Source organism: Plantactinospora sp. CA-294935 (assembly GCF_050936445.1).
Taxonomy (GTDB): domain Bacteria; phylum Actinomycetota; class Actinomycetes; order Mycobacteriales; family Micromonosporaceae; genus Plantactinospora.
On record NZ_JBNJMU010000001.1, the window covers coordinates 1000305 to 1022318 of the forward strand.

At 74.2% G+C, this 22014-nt stretch carries 16 protein-coding genes; 11 read left to right on the top strand and 5 right to left on the bottom strand.

Annotated elements, in window-relative coordinates:
• Positions 1 to 196: 196 nt before the first annotated feature.
• Complete coding sequence (locus tag ACQEVC_RS04440) at positions 197 to 1780, bottom strand: acyl-CoA mutase large subunit family protein (protein ID WP_432873602.1); 1584 nt, start codon at positions 1778 to 1780, stop codon at positions 197 to 199.
• Between the two features lie 282 nt (positions 1781 to 2062).
• Here ACQEVC_RS04440 and ACQEVC_RS04445 point away from each other — a divergent pair, with 282 nt between their 5' ends.
• Together ACQEVC_RS04445 and ACQEVC_RS04450 are read left to right on the top strand one after the other, a co-directional pair.
• Positions 2063 to 3985, top strand: a complete 1923-nt coding sequence (locus tag ACQEVC_RS04445; protein WP_432873604.1) for a protein kinase domain-containing protein — start codon at positions 2063 to 2065, stop codon at positions 3983 to 3985.
• An 88-nt stretch (positions 3986 to 4073) separates the two neighbouring features.
• The gene (locus tag ACQEVC_RS04450) at positions 4074 to 5780 is read left to right on the top strand and encodes a phospho-sugar mutase (protein WP_432873606.1); all 1707 of its coding nucleotides are present in this window, start codon (positions 4074 to 4076) and stop codon (positions 5778 to 5780) included.
• 43 nt (positions 5781 to 5823) lie between these two features.
• Here the strand turns inward: ACQEVC_RS04450 and ACQEVC_RS04455 are convergent, their stop codons facing one another.
• Together ACQEVC_RS04455 and upp are read right to left on the bottom strand one after the other, a co-directional pair.
• Entirely contained in the window at positions 5824 to 6501 is a 678-nt protein-coding gene (locus ACQEVC_RS04455; RefSeq protein WP_432873608.1) for a GOLPH3/VPS74 family protein, read from the bottom strand.
• Between the two features lie 118 nt (positions 6502 to 6619).
• Entirely contained in the window at positions 6620 to 7252 is a 633-nt protein-coding gene (gene upp / locus ACQEVC_RS04460) for a uracil phosphoribosyltransferase (RefSeq protein ID WP_318397650.1), read from the bottom strand.
• A 134-nt stretch (positions 7253 to 7386) separates the two neighbouring features.
• On the opposite strand from upp, the gene deoC reads away from it, so the two are divergent.
• Genes deoC through ACQEVC_RS04475 form a run of 3 tightly spaced genes read left to right on the top strand, consistent with a single transcriptional unit; the run spans position 7387 to position 10768 of the window.
• Entirely contained in the window at positions 7387 to 8517 is a 1131-nt protein-coding gene (deoC, locus tag ACQEVC_RS04465) for a deoxyribose-phosphate aldolase (protein ID WP_432873610.1), read from the top strand.
• A 3-nt stretch (positions 8518 to 8520) separates the two neighbouring features.
• Positions 8521 to 9951, top strand: a complete 1431-nt coding sequence (locus ACQEVC_RS04470; RefSeq protein WP_432873612.1) for an aldehyde dehydrogenase family protein — start codon at positions 8521 to 8523, stop codon at positions 9949 to 9951.
• Positions 9944 to 10768, top strand: a complete 825-nt coding sequence (locus ACQEVC_RS04475; RefSeq protein ID WP_432873614.1) for an aldehyde dehydrogenase family protein — start codon at positions 9944 to 9946, stop codon at positions 10766 to 10768. The genes ACQEVC_RS04470 and ACQEVC_RS04475 overlap by 8 nt, the downstream gene beginning before the upstream one ends.
• Positions 10769 to 10910: 142 nt before the next feature.
• Here ACQEVC_RS04475 and ACQEVC_RS04480 read toward each other — a convergent pair whose 3' ends face one another.
• Positions 10911 to 12500, bottom strand: a complete 1590-nt coding sequence (locus ACQEVC_RS04480) for an alkaline phosphatase D family protein (protein WP_432873616.1) — start codon at positions 12498 to 12500, stop codon at positions 10911 to 10913.
• Positions 12501 to 12728: 228 nt separating this feature from the next.
• Here ACQEVC_RS04480 and ACQEVC_RS04485 point away from each other — a divergent pair, with 228 nt between their 5' ends.
• From ACQEVC_RS04485 to cydC, 4 genes are all read left to right on the top strand, one after another.
• Positions 12729 to 13136, top strand: a complete 408-nt coding sequence (locus ACQEVC_RS04485) for a BlaI/MecI/CopY family transcriptional regulator (RefSeq protein WP_432873618.1) — start codon at positions 12729 to 12731, stop codon at positions 13134 to 13136.
• A 4-nt stretch (positions 13137 to 13140) separates the two neighbouring features.
• Positions 13141 to 14064, top strand: coding sequence for a M56 family metallopeptidase (locus tag ACQEVC_RS04490; RefSeq protein WP_432873620.1), 924 nt, complete (start codon positions 13141 to 13143; stop codon positions 14062 to 14064).
• A gap of 202 nt (positions 14065 to 14266) precedes the next feature.
• Positions 14267 to 16075, top strand: coding sequence for a thiol reductant ABC exporter subunit CydD (cydD, locus tag ACQEVC_RS04495; RefSeq protein ID WP_432873621.1), 1809 nt, complete (start codon positions 14267 to 14269; stop codon positions 16073 to 16075).
• Positions 16072 to 17865, top strand: a complete 1794-nt coding sequence (gene cydC, locus ACQEVC_RS04500; RefSeq protein WP_432873623.1) for a thiol reductant ABC exporter subunit CydC — start codon at positions 16072 to 16074, stop codon at positions 17863 to 17865. Before cydD ends, cydC begins: the two co-directional genes overlap by 4 nt.
• A gap of 36 nt (positions 17866 to 17901) precedes the next feature.
• Here the strand turns inward: cydC and ACQEVC_RS04505 are convergent, their stop codons facing one another.
• A complete protein-coding gene (locus ACQEVC_RS04505) occupies positions 17902 to 18243 on the bottom strand; it encodes a PadR family transcriptional regulator (RefSeq protein ID WP_346260324.1) in 342 nt (113 codons plus the stop codon).
• A 153-nt stretch (positions 18244 to 18396) separates the two neighbouring features.
• On the opposite strand from ACQEVC_RS04505, the gene ACQEVC_RS04510 reads away from it, so the two are divergent.
• Positions 18397 to 19362 carry a DNA primase gene (locus ACQEVC_RS04510; protein ID WP_432873624.1) on the top strand — a complete coding sequence of 322 codons (966 nt, stop codon included), beginning with the start codon at positions 18397 to 18399 and terminating at the stop codon, positions 19360 to 19362.
• A 38-nt stretch (positions 19363 to 19400) separates the two neighbouring features.
• Positions 19401 to 21737, top strand: coding sequence for a transposase (locus ACQEVC_RS04515; protein ID WP_432873625.1), 2337 nt, complete (start codon positions 19401 to 19403; stop codon positions 21735 to 21737).
• Positions 21738 to 22014 lie beyond the last annotated feature (277 nt).

A 22014-nucleotide genomic window follows, 5' to 3' on the forward strand; every position in this document is an offset into this window, starting at 1 on the left:
GGGTGGCGGGGGTCCCCAGGGTGACAGTTGGTGTCAAACGGGCCGCGCACAGGCTGTCCGTCGTCCACCGGTAGGGCCCGGCCACCTCCCGATACCCGAAAAACCGGGCCGGCACTCCACAGACCGCCGATCACCCGACCGGGGTACCCGGCAGCGGGCGGCCCGGTCCGCCGGGACGTCGGTGCGATCGCGGCGGTCAGAACCGGTCGCTGGGCCGGTACGTCCCCCATACCTCGCGCAGCACGCCGCAAACCTCGCCGACGGTGGCCCGGGCCCGCAGCGCCTCCTTCATCGGGTAGAGCACGTTCTCCGTACCCGAGGCGACCGCGCGCAGGTCGGCGAGGGCGCGCTCGACGGCGGCCGAGTCCCGGTCGGCCCGCAGCCGGGCCAGCCGGTCGCGCTGGGCCGCCTCGATCGCCGGGTCGACCCGGAGCGGCTGGTACGGCTCCTCCTCGTCGACGGTGAACCGGTTGACCCCGACCACCACCCGGTCGCCGGACTCGATCTCCTGGGCCACCCGGTAGGCCGAGGACTCGATCTCGCGCTTCTGGAAGCCCGCCTCGATCGCCTCCACCGCCGAGCCGTACTCGGCGACCCGGGCCATCAGCTCCCGCACCCCCGCCTCGATCTCGTCGGTCATCGCCTCGACGACGTACGAGCCGGCGAACGGGTCCACCGTGGCGGTCAGGTCGGTCTCGTACGCCAGCACCTGCTGGGTACGCAGCGCCAGCCGGGCCGCCTTCTCGGTGGGCAGCGCGATCGCCTCGTCGAAGCTGTTGGTGTGCAGCGACTGGGTGCCGCCGAGCACCGCCGCGAGGCCCTGCACGGCGACCCGCACCAGGTTCACCTCCGGCTGCTGGGCGGTGAGCTGCACCCCGGCGGTCTGGGTGTGGAAGCGCAGCATCAGCGACTTCGGGTTCTGCGCGCCGAACTCGTCCCGCATCAGGTTGGCCCAGATCCGCCGGGCGGCCCGGAACTTCGCCACCTCCTCCAGCAGGGTGGTCCGGGCCACGAAGAAGAAGGAGAGCCGGGGCGCGAAGTCGTCCACGGCGAGGCCGGCGGCGAGCGCCGCGCGGACGTAGGAGATGCCGTTGGCCAGGGTGAAGGCGATCTCCTGCACCGGGGTCGCCCCGGCCTCCGCCATGTGGTAGCCGGAGATCGAGATGGTGTTCCACCTCGGCACCTCCTTGCGGCAGTAGCCGAAGGTGTCGGCGACCAGCCGCAGCGAGGGCTTGGGCGGGAAGATGTAGGTGCCTCGGGCGATGTACTCCTTCAGGATGTCGTTCTGGATCGTCCCGTTCAGCGCCGAGCCGGCCACCCCGGCCTCCTCGGCCACCAGTTGGTAGAGGAGCAGCAGCACCGAGCCGGGGGCGTTGATCGTCATCGAGGTGGAGACCTTGTCCAGCGGGATGCCGGCGAAGAGGGCCCGCATGTCGTCGACCGAGTCGATCGCCACGCCGACCTTGCCGACCTCGCCGTGCGCGATCGGGTGGTCGGAGTCGTAGCCCATCTGGGTGGGCAGGTCGAAGGCGACCGAGAGGCCCATGGTGCCGGCGGCGAGGAGCTGGTGGTAGCGCGCGTTGGACTCGGTGGCGGTGCCGAAGCCGGCGTACTGGCGCATGGTCCACGGCCGCGAGGTGTACATCGTCGGGTAGACGCCCCGGGCGTACGGGAACTCGCCGGGCGCACCGAGCCGGACGTCCAGACCTGCCGGTACGTCGGCGGCGTCGTAGACCGCCTTGATCGGGAAACCCGACTCGCTCGACCGACCTTCACTCATGACCGGCATGGTAGGCCGGCTCCCGCGCACCGGGCTCTCCCGGGCCGAATCGGCCCCGCCGGAGGACGCGCCGGACGGGTCCGGAGCCGCCCGGCGTGACGCCCGTCCCGGGTGAGCGGACCGGCACTCGCCGTCGATAAATACGAACGTTGAGTGAAAGAATCAACACGTACGGTCGAGTTCTCGGTAACTCCGGCGGTTGTCTTTCCCTTCTGCGGTCGGAACCCGCAATATAGGGGGGTTCTGTCCTGTGCCCCCTCGATTCTCTTCGGTGGCTTTTCTGTGACTCAGATCCCGACGTGGAGTGGCGGACCGGCCAATCCCACCAACGGACGTGCGGCACCCGGCATCACCATCGGCGGTAGGTACTCGTTGCGGGCGGCGGTCGGCCACGGCGGCATGGGTACGGTCTGGCGCGCGGCCGACACCCTGCTGCGCCGCGACGTCGCGGTGAAGGAGGTCGTGCTCCCACCGGGGCTGGCCCCCAGCGACCGCGACGCGATGTACGAACGCACCCTCCGCGAGGCGCGGGCCGCGGCGGCCCTCCAGCACCCGGCGGTGGTGCAGGTCTACGACGTGGTCACCGAGGGCGGGCGGCCGTGGATCGTGATGGAGCTGCTCGACGCGCGCAGCCTCGCCGACATGGTGATCGAGGACGGCCCGCTCGCGCCCCGCGCGGTCGCGAAGATCGGCATCGCCCTGCTCGGCGCGCTGGAGGTGGCGCACGCGATCGGGGTGCTGCACCGGGACGTCAAGCCGGCCAACGTGCTGATCTGCTCCGACGGCCGGTGCGTACTCACCGACTTCGGGGTGGCCCGGATGCCGACCGACGTCCAGCTCACCACCCCCGGCATGGTGCTCGGCTCGCCGCACTTCATCTCGCCGGAGCGGGCCATGGGCCAGGACTTCGGCCCGCCCAGTGATCTCTTCTCGCTCGGCGTCACCCTCTACACCGCGGTCGAGGGGCGGCCGCCGTTCGACAAGGGCGACCCGATCGAGACCATGCACGCCGTGGTGGAGGATCCGCCCGCGCCGCCGGTCCGGTCCGGGGCGCTGACCCGGGTACTGCTCGGCCTGCTGGAGAAGGACCCGGCCCGCCGGCTCGACGTGACCGCCTCCCGCACCATGCTCCGCGAACTGCTGGCCGGCCCGCTGGCCAGCAACGCCGCCGGGCACATGGTCACCGACCCGTACGCGGTGGTGCCGTCCCAGCGCTCGCCGTGGCAGCAGTCGGCACCCGGCGTGCCCCAGTCGCCGACACCGGCCGGAGCCCAGGGCCAGTCCACCCGGCCGGCGGCCAACGGTGAGATCGGCGGCCGGGCCATGCTCGCCCCCAACGAGTCCCCGGCCGACCGGATCGCCCGGAACTCCCGCGACGCGGCCACCTCCAACCGGCCACCGGCGGCCGGCACCAATCCGCTGGATGCCCCGACCGGGGCGATGCCGGGCTCGGCCGGCCGGCGCGGCGGGCCGCTCGACACGCCGACCGGGGCGATGTCCGGACACGGCGGTCGGGGCGGCACGGTGCACACGGCCAGGGGTGGCGGGCTCGGTCGTGGCCTGACCGGCGCCCGGCAGACCGGCGACTCGGTGCTGCGCACGGTCCAGGGCTGGCCCCGGAAGATGCAGCTCGCCGTGGCCGGCGGGGTCGCCGCGGTGTTGCTGATCGGCATCGTCGCGCTCTCCCTCGGCGGCGGCGAGGAGCCGGCCGACACGCCTCCCCCGCAGGCCGGACCGACCAGCCAGGCGCCGGTCCAGGCGGCCTTCGCCACCCAGTCGCACAGCTCGAAGGGTGTCTCGGTCAACGTCCCCAAGGGCTGGAAGAAGAACGTCGGCGGGGTCTTCACCGACTACACCGATCCGGAGGACAGCGGCCGGCGGGTCCGGATCCTGGTGGAAGAGGGCAAGACCCCGATGGGCTTCATGAAGGTCGCCGAGGGCGGCCTGAAGAAGAACGGCAGTAGCTGCAAGAAGCCGTACGCCCAGGTGGCGCTCCAGGAGGTCGAGGTGGCCGGCCAGCCCGCCGCCGAACTGGAATACACCTGCGGCGAGGGCTCCGGCAAGCGGCACGGGGTGTGGCGGGCGATCACGGAGGACGGGAAGGCGTACTCGTTCTACCTGACCACCCCGGACGCCCGGTTCGAGGAGAGCAAGCCGATCTTCGACGAGATGGTCAAGTCGTTCCGGCTCACCAGCGCCGGCTGACGCGTTCCACCCGGCCCCGCCCCGACGTACACCACGCCGGGCGGGGCCGGGCTGCGTCCGGGGGTGGCCGGCGTGCTATCACAGTCCGATGGCGGCGAAACCGAACCAGCGGGACGGCGAATCCCCGGACGAGTCCACCGACGAGCTGGCCGGGCTCAGGGCCCGGGCCCAGGCGTGGCTCGACGACGACCCCGACCCGGCGACCCGGGACGAGCTGCGGGGCGTACTCGACCGGCTGCCGGCGAGCGGGACCGAGCTGGCCGACCGGTTCGCCGGGCCGCTCACCTTCGGCACCGCCGGGCTGCGGGGCCCGCTGCGCGCCGGCCCGAACGGGATGAACCTGGCCGTGGTCACCGCGGCCGCGGCCGGGCTGGTCGGCTGGCTCGCCGCCCGCGACGCGTCCGGCCCGCTGGTGATCGGGTACGACGCCCGGCACGGCTCGAAGGAGTTCGCCGAGCGGACCGCCCGGGTGGCCACCGGCGCGGGACGGCCGGCCCTGCTGCTGCCCCGGCCGCTGCCCACTCCGGTGCTGGCGTACGCGGTCCGGGCCCTCGGCGCGGTCGCCGGGGTGATGGTCACCGCCAGCCACAACCCGCCGCAGGACAACGGCTACAAGGTCTACCTGGGCGCCTCGACCGGCGGCCCCCGGGGCGCGGGTGCGCAGATCGTGCCGCCGGTGGACGTCGAGATCTCCACGGCGATCCGGGCGGTCGGGTCGCTGGCGGCGGTGCCGCTGGGCGAGCCCGGGAAGGTGCTCGGTGACGACACCGTCGCCGGGTACGTCCGGGCCACCGCCGGGCTGATCGACCCGGCCGGGCCGCGCGGGCTGACCGTGGCGTACACCCCGCTGCACGGGGTGGGTGCCGCCGTGCTCACCTCGGTCTTCGCCCGGGCCGGGTTCGCCGTGCCGGGCATCGTGGCCGAGCAGGCCGAGCCGGACCCGAACTTCCCCACCGTCTCATTCCCCAACCCGGAGGAACCGGGCGCGACCGACAAGCTGCTCGCGTTGGCCCGGGAGATCGGCGCGGACATCGCGCTGGCGAACGACCCGGACGCCGACCGGTGCGCGGTGGCGATCCCCGACCGGGTACGCGGTTGGCGGATGCTGCACGGCGACGAGGTCGGGGTACTCCTCGCCGACCACCTGGTCCGGCAGGGCCGCACCGGCCTGTACGCCACGACGATCGTCTCGTCGTCCCTGCTCAGGGCATTGTGCGAGGCGCGGGGCCTGCCGTACGGCGAAACGCTGACCGGGTTCAAGTGGATCGTCCGGGCGGAGTCCGGCGACGCCGAACTGACCTACGGCTACGAAGAGGCCCTCGGCTACTGCGTCGCCCCGGACCAGGTACGGGACAAGGACGGGATCAGCGCCGCGCTCACCTTCGCCGAACTGGCGGCGACGCTGAAGGGGCAGGGCCGGACCGTGGCCGACCGGCTGGACGAACTGGCGCGCGAGTTCGGGGTGTACCTGACCGACCAGCTCTCGGTCCGGGTCGACGACCTGCGCGAGATCGGGAACACGATGACCTACATCCGGACCAAGACCCCGAAGACGCTGCTCGACGAGCCGGTGGTCTCGGTGCAGGACCTGGCTCCGGAGGCGGACGTGCTGATCCTGCGTACCGACGCTGCCCGGGTGGTGGTCCGGCCGTCCGGCACCGAGCCGAAGCTGAAGGCGTACCTGGAGGTGGTGGAGCCGGTGGTCGACGGTGACGTACCGGCAGCCCGGGAGCGGGCCGCCGCCTCGGTACGCGCGCTGCGCACCGAGACCGCCGCGGCCCTCGGCATCTGGTAGGCCGGCACCCGCCGGCCCCGGGCCGGTCCGCGCCGGCCGGCGGTCAGGTCCGGGTGCCCAGCGCGGCGTCGATGGCCCGGGAGAGCGCGGCGATCACCAGCGCCACCGAGGGGCGGATGGTGGACTCCTCCAGGCTCACGTCGTCGGTGAACCCGGCACCCCGGGCGATTTCGGTCAGCCGCTTCCGGGCGTCCTCGGCGGCCGGCCCGGTCAGCCCGAGACTGGGCTGTACCCGGATCGCCGCCATCACCGCGGCGAGCGCGGCGGTCCGCTCGTCCGGTACGGCCTCCCCGGTCAACGCGTTCACCAGCCGGGCCCGGATCTCCGCCTCGACCGACGGGTCGAGCACGGGATAGCGGTGGATGTGGATGTAGCCGAGTTCGGTTTCGTCGACGTCGCTGATCACGCCGCGGGTGCAGAGGCCGTTCAGGATCCGGTCGCGCAGTCCGTGCCGGAGCCGCTGCACCCAGGAGGCCGGCGTGTGCGGGGTGTCCGCCGCGATCCGGGCGAGCACGTCGTCGGCGATCGGGTCGCCGGTCGGCGTCGCGTCGGTGGCCACGATCGAACCGTCGGAGAAGGCGACCCGGCCGGCGAGCGCGAGGTCGACCAGCACGGCGGCGGCCATGCCGAGGTCGAGTCCGATCCGGGAACCGGTCGCCTTGCCGGATTTATCGTCGTAGCCGAGCAGCAGCAACTCCTCGGCCAGCCCAACACCAGTCATGGCCCGGAACGGTAGCCGTTCCGCGCCAGCCGCGCATGCGTCCCGGCCGGACCCGCCGCCCGGTTCCGTGGAATCCCGGCTGACCGCTTCGGTGGAGTCGGGTCCGGTTCGGTGCGGATCAGAACCGCGGCATGCCGCCGAACTGCCGGTCGCCGGCGTCACCGAGCCCCGGCACGATGAACATCCGGTCGTTGAGCCGCTCGTCGATCGCGGCGGTGACCAGCCGCAGCGGCAGCCCGGAGCGGTCCAGCCGCTCGATGCCGGCCGGCGCGGCGAGTACGCAGAGCACGGTGATGTCGGTGCAGCCCCGGTCGGCGAGCAGCCGGCAGCAGTGCTCCAGCGAGCCGCCGGTGGCGAGCATCGGGTCGAGTACCAGCACCGGCCGGCCGGTCAGGTCGGTCGGCAGCGACTCCATGTAGGCGCGCGGCTCGTAGGTGTGCTCGTCCCGGGCCAGCCCGACGAAACCCATCGACGACTCGGGCAGCAGGCCGAGCGCCGAGTCGGCCATGCCCAGCCCGGCGCGGAGCACCGGTACCAGCAGTGGCGGGTTGGCCAGCCGGATGCCCTGGGTGGGTGCCACCGGCGTGTCGATCGGGAACTGTTCGACCGGCAGCGAGCGCGCGGCCTCGTACACCAGCATGGTGGTGAGTTCGTGCAGCGCGGCACGGAACGACGCCGAGTCGGTCCGGGCGTCGCGCATCACGGTCAGCCGCGTCTGGGCCACGGGATGGTCAACCACGAGTACGTCCACGGTCGCTCAACCTACCGCTAACCTCGGGCCGGACCTTCTCCTGGTCGCCGGGTCCCCGGAGCACCAGGTGCCGGCGGCCGCCGGGCGGCTATGGCCAAGATCACACCTCCCGGCCGGTGCGTAGACTTGCCCGCATGACGGCGACAACGGCGTCGGCGCGATCCGACCTGCGTGAGGTGGGGCGCTCCGAGGCGACCCTGCGGACCTTCCTGCACGGCCTGCCCGGCGTGGACCAGGTGGGCGCGGAGCAGCGCACGGCGATGCTCGGCACCCGCTCGATCAAGACCACCGCCAAGGCGTGGGCGATCGATCTGGCGATCCGGATGGTCGACCTGACCACGTTGGAGGGCGCCGACACGCCCGGCAAGGTGCGTGCGCTGGCCGCGAAGGCGCTCCGCCCGGACCCGGCCGACCCGTCCTGCCCGTCGGTCGCCGCCGTCTGCGTCTATCCGACGATGGTCCCGGTGGCCGCCGCCGCGCTCTGGGGCGCCGATTCCGGTCCGGGCCGGCCAGGCGACGGGAGCGGCGCAGGCGGAAGCGTTCCCCGGCTGGGGCTGCTCGGCGAGCCGTCCGACGGCCGGGGCCCCCGGGACGGCGCGAGCCCGGCCGGCGACGGCGCAGGCCCGGCCGGCAGTGCCACGGGGCTGCCCGGCGCACCGGGCCGGGTGCACCTGGCCAGCGTGGCCACGGCGTTCCCGTCCGGGCAGGCACCGCTGGAGGTCCGGCTCGCGGACACCCGCTCGGCGGTGGCCGGCGGGGCGGACGAGATCGACATGGTGATCAACCGGGGCGCCTTCCTCTCCGGCCGCTACCAGGAGGTCTACGACGAGATCGTCGCGGTGAAGGCGGCCTGCGGAGACGCCCACCTCAAGGTCATCCTGGAGACCGGCGAGCTGGCCACCTACGACAACGTCCGGCGGGCCTCCTGGCTGGCGATGCTGGCCGGCGCCGACTTCATCAAGACCTCGACCGGCAAGGTGCCGGTGGCCGCGACCCTGCCGGTCACCCTGGTGATGCTGGAAGCGGTCCGCGACTTCCGGGACGTCACCGGCCGGCAGGTCGGGGTCAAGCCGGCGGGCGGGATCCGGACCACCAAGGACGCGATCAAATACCTGGTGCTGGTGAACGAGACCGCCGGCCCGGACTGGCTGCACCCGGACTGGTTCCGGTTCGGCGCCTCCAGCCTGCTCAACGACCTGCTGATGCAGCGCACCAAACTGAGCACCGGCGTCTACTCCGGCCCCGACTACTTCACCCTGGACTGACCCATGTTCGAATACGCCCCGGCGCCGGAGTCGCGCGCTGTAGTGGACCTCAAGCCGTCGTACGGGCTGTTCATCGGCGGCGAGTTCGTCGAGCCGGGCGACGGCGGCCAGCTCAAGTCGATCAACCCGGCCTCGGAGGAGGTGCTGGCCGAGGTCGCCGAGGCCGGCCCCGGCGACGTGGACCGGGCGGTCCGGGCGGCCCGCCGGGCGTACGACGAGGTCTGGGGGCCGATGCCGGGCCGGGACCGGGCCAAGTACCTGTTCCGGATCGCCCGGATCGTCCAGGAGCGGGCCCGCGAGCTGGCCGTGCTGGAGTCGCTGGACAACGGCAAGCCGATCCGGGAGTCCCGGGACGTCGACATTCCGCTGGTCGCCGCGCACTTCTTCTACTACGCCGGCTGGGCCGACAAGCTCGGCCACGCCGGCTTCGGCCCCGACCCGCGCCCGCTGGGCGTGGCCGGTCAGGTCATCCCGTGGAACTTCCCGCTGCTGATGCTGGCCTGGAAGATCGCCCCGGCGCTGGCCGCCGGCAACACCGTGGTGCTCAAGCCGGCCGAGACCACCCCGCTGAGCGCGCTGCTCTTCGCGGAGATCTGCCAGCAGGCCGACCTGCCGCCCGGGGTGGTCAACATCGTCACCGGGGCCGGCGAGACCGGCCGGGCGCTGGTCGAGCACGACGGGATCGACAAGGTCGCCTTCACCGGCTCCACCGAGGTCGGCCGGCAGATCGCCCGCTCGGTGGCCGGCACCCGCAGGAAGCTCACCCTGGAGCTGGGTGGCAAGGCGGCGAACATCGTCTTCGACGACGCCCCGGTCGACCAGGCCGTCGAGGGCATCGTCAACGGCATCTTCTTCAACCAGGGCCACGTCTGCTGCGCCGGCTCCCGGCTGCTGGTCCAGGAATCGGTGTACGACGAGGTGCTCGCCTCGCTCAAGCGCCGGATGGCCCGGCTGCGGGTCGGTGACCCGCTGGACAAGAACACCGACATCGGCGCGATCAACTCGGCGGCACAGCTCGACCGGATCCGGACGCTGTCCGAGATCGGGTCGTCCGAGGGGGCCGAGCGCTGGTCCCCGCCGTGCGAGCTGCCGGACCGGGGCTTCTGGTTCGCCCCGACCATCTTCACCGGGGTCAGCCAGGCGCACCGGATCGCCCGGGAGGAGATCTTCGGACCGGTGCTCTCGGTGCTGACCTTCCGTACCCCGGCCGAGGCGGTGGAGAAGGCGAACAACACGCCATATGGCCTGTCGGCCGGGATCTGGACCGACAAGGGCTCCCGGATCCTCTGGATGGCCGACCGGCTGCGCGCCGGGGTGGTCTGGGCCAACACGTTCAACAAGTTCGACCCCACCTCGCCGTTCGGCGGCTACAAGGAGTCGGGCTACGGCCGGGAGGGCGGCCGGCAGGGGCTGGAGGCGTACCTCGATGTCTGACCGGGTGGCGGTACGCAAGACGTACAAGCTCTTCATCGGCGGGAAGTTCCCGCGCAGCGAGTCGGGGCGGTCGTATCCGGTGCAGAACTCCAACGTGGCACTCGCCTCCCGCAAGGACGTCCGGGACGCCGTACTGGCGGCGCGGGCGGCGGTCAAGGGCTGGTCGGGGGCGACCGCGTACAACCGGGGGCAGATCCTCTACCGGGTGGCCGAGATGCTGGAGGGCCGGCGGGACCAGTTCGTCGGTCTCGGTGTGCCGGCCGCCGAGGTGGACGAGGCGATCGACCGCTGGGTCTGGTACGCCGGCTGGGCCGACAAGCTGACCCAGGTGTACGGCGGCGCCAACCCGGTCGCCGGGCCGTACTTCAACCTCTCCGCGCCGGAGCCGACCGGGGTGGTCGGGGTGCTCGCCCCCGCCGAGCCGGCGCTGCTCGGGCTGGTCAGCGTGGTGGCACCGGCGATCGTCACCGGCAACACGGTGGTGGTGCTGGTGGCCGAGGCGAGCCCGCTGCCCGCGATCACCCTCTCCGAGGTGCTGGCCACCTCCGACCTGCCCGGTGGGGTGGTCAACCTGCTCACCGGCCGGCCGGCCGAGACCGCGCCCTGGCTGGCCGGGCACATGGACGTGAACGCGCTCGACCTGACCGGGGTCGCCGACCCGACGCTCGCCACCGAGCTGGAGCGGGCCGCCGCCGGCAACCTCAAGCGGGTGCTCCGGCCGGCCGAAGGACCGGTCGACTGGGCCGCCGATCCCGGCATCGGCCGGATGACCGCCTTCCTGGAGACCAAGACGGTCTGGCACCCGAAGGGCATCTGAGCCGGCGGAGGTACCCCGGGGGCGTCCCGGCGGCGTCCGGCCGCCCGGCGGTGGCGTCGTCGCCGGCCTCCCCGACGTGCCGGGTCCGCCCGGCGGGGTGCGCCGCGCGGACCCGGCGGTGTTGGTCGGGAGCTGGGCCCGGCTACACCGGCCGGGCGCCCGGCCGGCCGTCCGGCACGACGAACGAGGCGTACGTCGACTCCGGCGCGTCCGGCCGGCTGACCGTGCTGACCATCCGCAGGTCGGCCCGGAGTTCCGCGCGGGTGACCCGGCAGCGCACGTAACCGCGCCGGTCCCCGTCGAAGAACCGGATGTGCGGGTTGTACTTGATCATCGGTCCGTAGTACGGCCCGTAGACGTCGCCGTCACCGTTGGTGGAGATGGAGGTGCCGACGATCTCCGAGGCGACGACCGGCGAGGACGGGTCGTCGAAGTCCCGCAGGATGTCGTTGACGAAGGTGGAGTGCCAGTCGCCGGTGACCACCACCGGGTTGCTGACCTGGTGCCGTACCCATGCCTCGGTGAGCCGGTTCCGGGCGGCCGGGAAGCCGTCCCAGGCGTCGTGCCAGAGCCGCTCCCCGGCCGGGCCGTCGTGGTCCAGCCGGGCCAGCATCACGTTGCTGCCCAGGATGTTCCACCGCGCGGCCGAGGCGGCCAGGCCGGCGTAGAGCCACCGCTCCTGCTCGGCACCGAGCATCGTCACCGCCGGGTCGTACGCCTCGGCGCAGGCGTCGGCCTCGCCCCAACCGCACGGCGGCACCGAGCGGTACTGCCGCCCGTCGACCAGGTCGAGCTGGGCCAGTCGACCCCAGCGCAGCCGGCGGTAGATCCGGGGTCCGCCGGGCCCGGGGCGGGCGGGTACCCGTACCGGCTGGTGCTCGTACCAGGCCTGGTAGGCGGCGGCACGCAGCGCGCCGATCTCCCCCTCGTACTGCGACGTGCTGTTGGCGTAGTCGTTCTGCACCTCGTGGTCGTCCCAGGTGACCATCCACGGGAAGCGGGCGTGCGCGGCCTGGAGGTCCGGGTCGCTCTTGTAGAGGGCGTACTGCATCCGCCACCGCGTCACGTCGCGCGGCGCCGCCCGCAGTACGTCCGGAGTCGACGTGCGCCGGTAGCCGCCGTCGGCCGGGATGCCACCCTCGTAGACGTAGTCGCCGAGGTGCAGCACCAGGTCGAGATCCTCGCCGGCCATGTGCCGGTACGACGGGTAGTAGCCGCTGTCCCAGGACTGGCAGGAGGCGAAGGCGTACGCCAGCGTCCCGCCGGCCGCGGACGCCGAGGGTGCGGTACGGGTCCGGCCGGTCGCCGACACGTCGTGCCGGTACCGGAACCGGTAGAACCACTCGCCGTCCGGCTTGAGCCCGTCGACCTCGACGTGCACCGAGTGCGCCAACTGTGGCGACGCCCACGCGGTGCCGTCCCGGACCACGTGCCGGAACCGCTCGTCGCGGGCCACCTGCCAGTGCACCGGTACCGGCCGGTCGGGCAGCCCGCCGCCGGGCTCGAACGGCTTCGGCGCCAGCCGGGTCCAGAGCACGACTCCGGTGGCCGTCGGGTCGCCGCTGGCGACGCCGAGCGTGAAGGGGTAGTCGCCGCCGGCCGGTCGGGGTGTGGCGGCGGCCCGGTCCACCGGAAGCTGTGCCAGGGCGGCGGCTCCGGCGACCCCCGCCACGCCGGTCAGGAAGCGGCGGCGGTCGACGGCGGCGGCGGGTGGCATCGTTCTGTCGGTCATGCCGGAAGGTCTATCGACGCCACGTGACGGGCAGGTGGCGGCCGGATGTGCGGGGAAGGGCCCTCGGCTGGCGCCTCGTCCGGTTCGACGGGGCTGCGGCGCCCGGCGCCCCCGCCCGGTTCGACGGGCCGCGACCGTCGCTCCGCCCGGCCCGGCGGGACCGCGACGGTCGCTCCACCGGGGTTGGCCGGCCGGCAACTGTACGACACTGAGTAGTAGAATTGCCGCGTGACGCGACTCGGTGATCTCGAACGTGCGGTGATGGACGTGCTCTGGGACCGGGGCACCGGTGCCGGGGCGACCGTCCGCGAGGTGGCCGAGGCGCTGCGCGACCGTGAGCTGGCGTACACCACGGTGATGACGGTGCTCGACCGGCTGGCCGGCAAGGGCATGGTCGAGCGCGAGCGGGAGGGACGGGCCTGGCGCTACCGGCCGGCCGCCAGCCGGGAGGCGCACATCGCCCGGCTGATGCTGGACGCTCTCGACCTGGCCGGCAGCCGGGACGCCGCGCTGGTCCGGTTCGCCCGGTCGGTGACCGGGACCGAGGCCGAGGTGCTGCGTGCGGCGCTCGCCGGAGAGCCCGACGACACCGCGGCGGCGACCGACCGGTCTGCCGCCACCGAACGGCAGGGCTGAGTCGATGCTCTACGCCGCGCACTTCGCGCTCGCCGTCCTGGCCTGTTATCTCGCCGCCCAGGTGCTGGCCCGGTCCGGCCGGCTGGGCTCCGGGTGGGCGTGGCACAGTCCCCGGGTCGCGATCGTCTGCTGGCAGTTCGTCGGACTGGCCCTCGGGCTCTCCGCGATCGGTCTGCCGATCTCGCTCGGGCTCGCCCCGTACGGCCAGGGCACCGGCTCCGCGCTGCGGTCGCTCGCCGGTGACCTCTTCGGCGGCGGCGACCTGCCGCCCGGCCTGGGGGTCACCCACCTCGGCCTGGTCGGCGTCGGCGTCGGCGTGGGCGTGGTGCTGCTCGGCTCGACGGCGCGGAGCCTGCTCGGCGCGCTGCGCGCCCAGCGCCGGCACCGTGACCTGCTGACCCTGGTCGCCCGGGACGACCCGGCCGCCCCCGGCGCGCTGGTACTCGACCACCCCAGTGCGGCGGCCTACTGCCTGCCCGGGGTACGCCCGCAGGTGGTGGTCAGCGCCGGCACCCTGAGCCTGCTCGACCGGGCGCAGCTCGCGGCGGTACTCAGCCACGAGCGGGCGCACGCCGACGAGCGCCACGACCTGGTGCTGCTCCCCTTCACCGCGCTCTGCCGGGCCCTACCCGGCGTCCGCTGGGTCCGCGCGGCACACGATGCCGTCGCCCTGCTGGTGGAGATGCGGGCCGACGACAAGGCCCGACGCCTGCACGCCGACGGTCCGCTCGCCGCCGCGCTGCTGCGGTTCGCCAGCGCCGGTGCCCGGGTCACCCCGGCCGGTGCGCTCGGCGTCGCGGACGGCGAGATCGACGCCCGGGTGCAGCGTCTGCTGGCCGCCCGCCGACCGGGCCGGCTGCCGGGCGCGACCGCGCTGGCACTGGCGACGGCCCTGGTCACCCTGCCGGTGTCGCTGTTCCTGCACTGAGCCGCCGGGCATCTACTACACCCCGTAGTAAACTGGCCCTGTCACGGAAGCTGCCCGAAAAGATGCGTGGGACATGGGTCTTCGATGGTCGCCGGCCACGCCGGCCGGACGGGGCGGCGCCCCCGGCACCGCCCCGCACGCCGCCGCCGGCCCACGCGCACGACGGCCAGCGCCGGCCGGTCGCCGGCAGCCCGGGGCACCGGTGAGTCGCCGCCCGTTCGACCCCCGCCTGCTGCGCCGGGTACCCGGCGCGCGGCGCCAGCTCGGACTGCTCGGCGCGCTCGGCGTCGCCGCCGCCGGACTGGTGATCGCCCAGGCCACCACGCTCGCCACGGTGCTGGCCGAGGCGGCCGGTGGCCACCTCGACCGGGCCGCGCTGGCCGGCTTCCTGGCCAGTGTGGCCGGCCGGGCGGCCCTGCTCTGGGCGCAGGGCACGGTGGCGGCCCGGGCCGCCGCCACGGTCAAGGCCGCGCTCCGCGCCGACCTGCTCGACGCCGTCGGCCGACGCGGCCCCGGCTGGCTGTCCGGACAGCGTACGGGTCAGCTCGCCACCCTGGCCGGGCGCGGGCTGGACGCGCTCGACGCGTACTTCACCGGCTATCTGCCGCAGCTCGTGCTGAGCATCACGGTGCCGCTGGCCGTACTGGCCCGGCTGGTCTTCGCCGACTGGAGTTCCGCCCTGGTCATCGCGGTGACGCTGCCACTGGTCCCGATCTTCGGAGCACTGCTCGGCTGGCAGGCCCAGGCCGCCACCGAACGCCAGTGGCGCCGGTTGGCACTGCTCGGCGGGCACTTCCTGGACATGCTGCGCGGGCTGCCCACCCTGCACCTGTTCGGCCGGGCCCCCGCCCAGGTGACCGTGGTACGCGCGATGGCGGACCGGCACCGCCGGGCGACCATGAAGACGTTGCGGATCGCCTTCCTCTCCGCGCTCGTACTCGAACTGGTCGCCACCCTCTCGGTCGCACTGGTCGCGGTGCCGATCGGCCTCCGCCTGCTCGGCGGCGGGCTCGCCCTGCAGACGGCGCTGCTGGTGCTGCTGCTCGCCCCCGAGGCGTTCCTGCCGCTGCGCGCGGCCGGCAGTCAGTTCCACGCCAGCCAGGAGGGGCTGACCGCACTGGACGAGGCGTTGACCCTGCTCGACCCCGAGCCGCCCGCCCGGACCGCCGGGCAGCCGCCCGCCCGGACCGCCGGCCAGCCGCCCGCCCACACCGCCAGCCCGCCGCCCGCCCCTGCCTCCGGGAAGCCGGCCGCTGCCCGGCTGACCGGCGGTCCGGACGACCCGGACCGCGAACGCCACCACCGACCGGGTCGGCACGGCGAGATCAGGTTCGAGGCCGTGACGGTCGAATACCAGCGCACCACCGCGCTGCGCGACGTCACCCTCACCATCCGGCCCGGTGAGCGGATCGCCGTCGTCGGCCCGAGCGGCGCCGGCAAGAGCACCCTGCTGCACCTGCTGCTCGGATTCGTCAGCCCGAGCAGCGGGCGGATCACCGTCGACGGTACCGACCTCGCGGCGCTGGACCTGGCGCGGTGGCGCCGGCAGCTCGCCTGGGTACCGCAGCGGGCCCACCTGTTCGGCAGCTCCCTCGCCGACAACATCCGGCTCGGCGCGCCGGAGACACCCGACACGGCGGTCCGGGACGCGGTCCGGGCCGCCGGCCTGGCCGAGCTGGTCGCCGACCTCCCGGACGGCCTCGACACCCGGCTCGGCGAGCGCGGCCACGGGCTGTCCAGCGGGCAGCGGCAGCGGGTCGCGCTGGCCCGGGCCTTCCTCCGGGACGCCCCGATCGTGCTGCTCGACGAGCCCACCGCCCGGCTCGACGCCGGTTCGGAGGCGGCCGTACTCGCGGCCACCCGGCACCTGGTCGCCGGGCGTACGGCGCTGCTCGTGGCGCACCGCCCGACACTGCTGGCCGGGGCGGACCGGGTGCTCCGGGTCGAGGACGGGCGGGTGACCGAGCAGGAGCCGGTCGCGGCGCTGCTGCCCCGGGAGGTGGTGGCGTGAGGCTGCGACCCGAACGTGCCGCCTGGCGACTGGCCCGCCCGTACCTCGGTCGGCTGCTCGGCGCCGGCCTGCTCGCCGCCGGCACCGAACTCGCCGGGCTCGCCCTGCTGGCGACCGCGACCTGGTTGCTGGTCAGCGCCGCCGGCCGGCCGCCGCTGGACACCCTCACCGTGGCGATCGTCGCGGTCCGGGCCCTGGCGATCGGCCGGGGTGTGCTGCGCTACACCGAGCGGCTGGCCGGGCACGACGCCGCGCTGCGCGTCGTCACCGAGGTACGGGCCCGGCTCTTCGCCGCGCTGGCGGCCCGGCGCACCGCCGCTCCGCAGCGCTCCGGTGACCTGCTCAGCCGGCTCGTCTCGGACGTCGAGGCGGTGCAGGACCTGCTGCTCCGGGTGCTGGTCCCCGGGGCCGCCGCCACGATCGTGGGCCTGCTCGCCGTGGCCGGCGCGTCCGCCGTCGACCCGCTCGCCGGGCTGGCCCTGGCCGGCGGACTGCTGCTGGCCGGAGTCGTGCTTCCGGCGCTGGCTGCGGTGCTCACCCGGCGTACCGCCGCCCGGGTGGCGCCGTTGCGCGGCGCGCTCGCCGGGGACGCGGTGGACCTGACCGCCGGCGCCGCCGACCTGGCCGCCTTCGGCGCCACCCGGGCGGCGCTGGACCGGACGGACGCCCGGGCCCGCGAACTCGCCGGGCTGGAACGCCGGACAGCGGCGGTGGGCTGGGCCGTGGACGGTCTCGGGGTACTGCTCGCCGGTGCGACCAGCGCCACCGTGCTGACCGTGGCGCTGCGGGCGGGCGTCGGCGGCGTACTCGTCGGGGTCCTCGCGGTCGGCACGCTCGCCGCCGTCGAGACGGCCCTGGCGCTGGTCGGCGCGGCCCGGCACTGGGCCCGGCTGCGCACCGGCCTGACCCGGGTGGCCGACCTGCTGGCCGCTGGGCAGGGCGAACCGGAAGGGTCGGCCGGCGGGCCGACGTCCTCGCCGGGCGTCGAACTTCGGGGCGTCTCCGGTGCGGAGGAGGTCGCCCGACGGTGGCACTGCCGGGTCGAGGAGGTGAGCCTCCGATACCGCCGGCCGGGACCGCCCGCACTCGACGGGGTCAGCCTCGACCTGGCGGCGGGGAGCCGGATCGCCGTCGTCGGTCCGAGCGGTGCCGGCAAGAGCAGCCTGCTCGCCGTACTGACCGGGATGGTCCGGCCGGACCGGGGTCGGGTCGTGTGCAACGGCGTCGACCTGCCCGACCTGCCCGTCGACCGGCTGCCCCGGATCGTCGGCGGACTGCTCGCCGAGGCACACGTCTTCCACGCCACGGTCCGGGAGAACCTCCTGCTCGGCCGGACCGGAGCGACCGACGGCGACCTGGCCGGCGCGGCCGAGGCCGCCGGCCTGCTCGACTGGGTACGGCAGCAGCCCGCCGGCTGGGACACGGTGGTCGGCGAGGACGGCGGTCAACTCTCCGGCGGGCAACGTCAACGGCTGCTGCTGGCCCGGGCCCTGCTCGCGGCCCCGGCCGGGATCCTGGTGCTGGACGAGCCGACCGAGGGTCTCGACCCCGCCGCCGCCGACGCGGTGCTCGCCTCGGCGACCGCCCACGCCGGCCCGGACCGCACGGTGGTACTCGTCACGCACCGACTATCCGGTTTGGACCGCTACGACGAGGTCGTCGTCCTCGACCAGGGGCGGGTCACCGACCGGGGCAGCCACGCCGAGCTGGTCGGCCGCCCCGGCTGGTATCGGGACCAGTGGCTGCGCCAGACCGGCGCGGAACGCGACTACCTGGCGATCGGCGCCTGAACCGGGGTCGATACCGCGGCGATCCGCGCCAACTGCTCAGGCGGGTGCGCCGGGCGTGGGCGCTCCGCCGAGAAACTGCCCCACCGTCGAGCTGAACTCCTGCCAACTGGTCCGCTCGCCCGCCAGCGCGCGCTGCCCGGCACCGGTCAGCTCGTAGGTCCGGCGTTCGCGGCCGTTGACGGTGCTCCAGGTGCTGCTGACGTATCCGGCCCGTTCCAACCGGCGCAGTGCCGGGTAAATGGTCCCGGTGGGCAGATCGAGCACGCCGCCGCTGCGGGCCCGGAGCGCCTCGATGATGGCGTACCCGTGCAGCGCGCCCCGCTCAAGCACCGCGAGCAGCAGCGCATCGAGATGGCCGTGCAGCGCCTGGGCGTTCATAAGTAGCAAGCCTACTAATATATGCGACGAAGTCCAACGGGGTGCCGGCATCCATGCCCGCCGCCGGCCTACTAGGGTGTGTGCGCAGAGTCACCGATCCGCCGGCACCCTCGCCGGGTCGGGTGCCCATATCGAGCGCACACGGAGGTCAGCGTGGCCCGCCAGTCGTCCCACCGGCCCGAAACCGACGAGCCCGGCAACGAGCCCGCCGGAAGCGACGGGGCTGTCGACCCCGGGCAGATCGACGGCTCCTCGGAAACCAGCGACGACACCGCCGGCACCGACGACGCCCCGGCGGCGTCCGGCACGCCGGACCGGTCGCTGTGGGAAGAGGTCCGGATCGACCCGGTCGAGATCGCCCTCCCCTCGGGCGCCGGCTTCACCCTGCGGACCTACCGCCCGGCGAGCGAGCTGACCCCGACCGACATCGAGGACCGGGAGCAGGACGACCTCTTCGCCAACCGGTCGCGGCAGGCCGAGGTCGAGGAGGACGAGGACGACGAGACGGTCGTGATCCTCGACGAGGAACTCGCCGACCAGTTCGCCGAGGCCGACGAGGAGGAGGCGGAGCGGGACGGCAAGGCCAAGGCCGCCGACTCCGACGCCGAGGCGGCCGAGGAGGAGGACGAGGGCGAGGAGGTGCCGGCTTTCCTCACCCACCGGGGCAAGTTGCTGCTGTTCAAGAGTCCTGAGGCACTTGTCACATTCGTCAAGTCCGGCGCGCCGCACGACCTGGCCGATCTGGACACCTGGGACCAGCTCGTCGAGCGGATCACGCCGGCCGACGTCGCCCCGCTCGACGAGGACTCCTACGAGCTCGACCTCGTGGTGGAGAACCTCCGTGGCGGGCACGACGTCTGGGACTCGACACTGCTCATCGAGGCTGGTGAGGTGGCCCGCGACCTGGCCTACGCGCTTCGGCTCCCCGCCGTACTCGATATGCTGTCCGCCGGCTCCAGCCTGGACGACCTCGACGAGGCGCTCCGGGCGACCGTGGCCGGCGGTCTCGGTGGATTCCGGGGTCGGCGGCGACTCAAGAAAATCGGGGCACAAACCGCAAGTCTCGGGTGGCGCACGATTATCGGCAAGATCTCTGCCGCCGTGGACTGGCGCGACTGACCCCTTACCAGGGAGCATCAGTCTTTGGCACACCACTTGTGTCTCGGGAGGAGGACGACGCCGTGGCGCTCGTGCGGGTGTACTGCGGTCTGGCCTCTGCGGATGCGACGGGCCGGCCGGCTTCGGCCGGCGCGACGCTGACCTCCGCGGTGGTCGATGACGCAGGCAGACTGCTCCATGTCTGCGAGATCACCGATGACCCGGCTGGCTACGCCCAGCTCGGCGCGGTGCTCGTGGAACGGAGCAGCGGGCCGAGCGGGGCGGCCGTCGCGGCGGACAGCGACGACCACATGGTCACCTCGCTGCTGAGCGCGGCCGGGCGTCCACTGGTCATCGCCGACGACGACTCCGTCGACGACTTCGCCGAACGGTTCGCCGACGACGAGTCGGCCGAGGAGCGGGAGTCCGCCCCGGCCGAGCGACGCGCCGTCGGGCTCGCCCGGGCGTTGCAGGCCGGCGCGCTCTCCGCTGCCACCCTGCCGCCGCCGCGCGAACTCGCCAGCTTCAAGCCGGTACTCGCCGCGCACGCCGCGCTCGCCAACGGCCGGCACGCCGCCGCCGTGGCCCTGCGCGAGGTGCTGCGCGAGCTGTACCCGGCCGCGCTGCGGGCGTACCCGGATCCGGCCGAGCCGGTCTCGCTGGCCGTGTTGGACGCACTGCCCGAGCCGGGCATGATCGGCGGCACCAGTGCACGCGGCCGGGACACCTCGGTCGCCACCGACGCCATCGCCGCGCATCTCGCCGCGGACGGCGTCGCCGAGGCCGACGTCATCACCGAGGCGGTCACCGCACTCCGGGTCGCCATCGCGGAGACCCCTCGACGGGGCGCCGCCAACAAGGCCCTCACCTCCGCCGCTGCGGAGACCGTACGACAGGCCGTGGCGGCCGTACGCGCCTGCGACGCCGGCTGCGACGCGCTGGTCGCCACCCTGACCGCCCGGGTCGCCCCGGCCCCGAGCCGGCGGGCCGGGCGGCGCAGCGCCGGCGAGACACCGGCGCCGGCCGGCACCGGACTGCCCGGCCCGGCCCGGGAGCCGGTACCCAGCTCGGGGCGGCGCACCCGGCATCAGCCGGCGGCGGCCGGCAACGGGCCGGCCAGCCCTCAGCCGATGGGACCACCGCCGGTGGCGCCGGCACCGGTCGCGCCGCCGCCGATGGCACCGCCGCCGGTCACCCCCTCCTCGGCACCGCCGCTGTCGCCGGCCGCCACGCTCTCCATGCCGGTCGTCCCGGTCTCCGGGCCTCCCCGCGAACCCCGCTCGGCCGCGCCCTCCTCCGCGCCGCCCGCCTACCACGCCGACACGATGGCGAACCGGCCGGTCTCCGCGCCGCCGCCCCCGCCGCCCGGGATGACGCCGATGCCACCGGCACAGCGTGGCTCGATCCCGCCGGCCGAGGCCGGCGAGCCGTTCCGGGCCACCCTGACCACCGCCGCCATCAACAGCGCCCGCAACGAGCGGCGGCCGACGCCGATCACGCCCCGGCCGAAGACCAACGGAGACGGCCCGGCACGCCCCGGCACCATCTCCGCCGCCGGCCTGACCGTCTCGGTGCCGGCGACCCGGCCCGAGCCGCCGGCACCGCCCGGTTCCCGGGCCAACTGGCCGCTGGTCAACTCCGGCGAGGAGCAGGACGACCGGGCGAGCGGGTCGGGATATCCGGGATACTCGGGCGAGCAGTCCGGTCAGCGCGACGCGCCGGTCAGCCCGGCGCCCTCCGACGGGCGGGTCACCCCGCCGTGGCAGGCGGACGACCTGCCCCCGGAGCCGCCCACGCTGCGCCTCGTCGAGCCGTCACCGCTGGCCGACGACCGGAACCTGCACAACGGGCTCCCCGCCGACAACCCGCCGCTGCGCCTGGTGGACCGGGCAGAGCCGCCGACCCAGACGGGTTCGGGCCTGCCCCGCCGCAACGCCGAGCCGAGCACGCCGCCGGTCTCGGACGAGGGTGACGGTGATCTGCTGATCTTCGCGGCGGCCAGGTCCGCCTGGTTCACCGGTCACTCCGAGGAGACCGAAGTGGAGTGGTCGTCGACGGCCGACAGCGGTTGGCAGGCCGCCCAGCAGGCGGCGCGCCCCTCGGTCGGCGCCTCGACCACCGCCGGCCTGCCGAAGCGGGTGCCGCAGGCCAACCTGGTGCCCGGCTCACCGCTGCGCGACGAGCGGCCGCTGCGGATCGTCCGCGACGCGGCCCGGATCGCCGAGCACACCACCGGGTACTTCCGGGGTTGGCGCCGTGGCCAGGAGATCGGCGGCTACGCCGTCGGCGGCCGGCCGGGCCGGGAGGCCGCCGGAGGCTGGGACTTCAGCCGTGATCCGGACGAGCGGGCCGACAACCGCGACTACGAGTACCGCTCCGCCAGTTACCGGTCCTGACGGACCGGATACACCACTCCACCGAAAACCCACACCGGCGTCGTCATCGACTTCCAGCCGGTGTGGGTTTCGGCGTCGACCGGGCTGCCCGTGCCTGTTCGGACAGGCTCCGCTCGTGTTGCCCAGCCGGTCGACACCGCCGTTCGGACTGTCCGGTCAGGACCCGCCGACTGACTGGCCAGTCAGCTTCAGACCTATGTCCACCTGGTGTTTCTCACCACACTGCGCGGAGTTGACGACGCCTGGGAGTGGCCGCGACCATACCCCGGGACCGTAG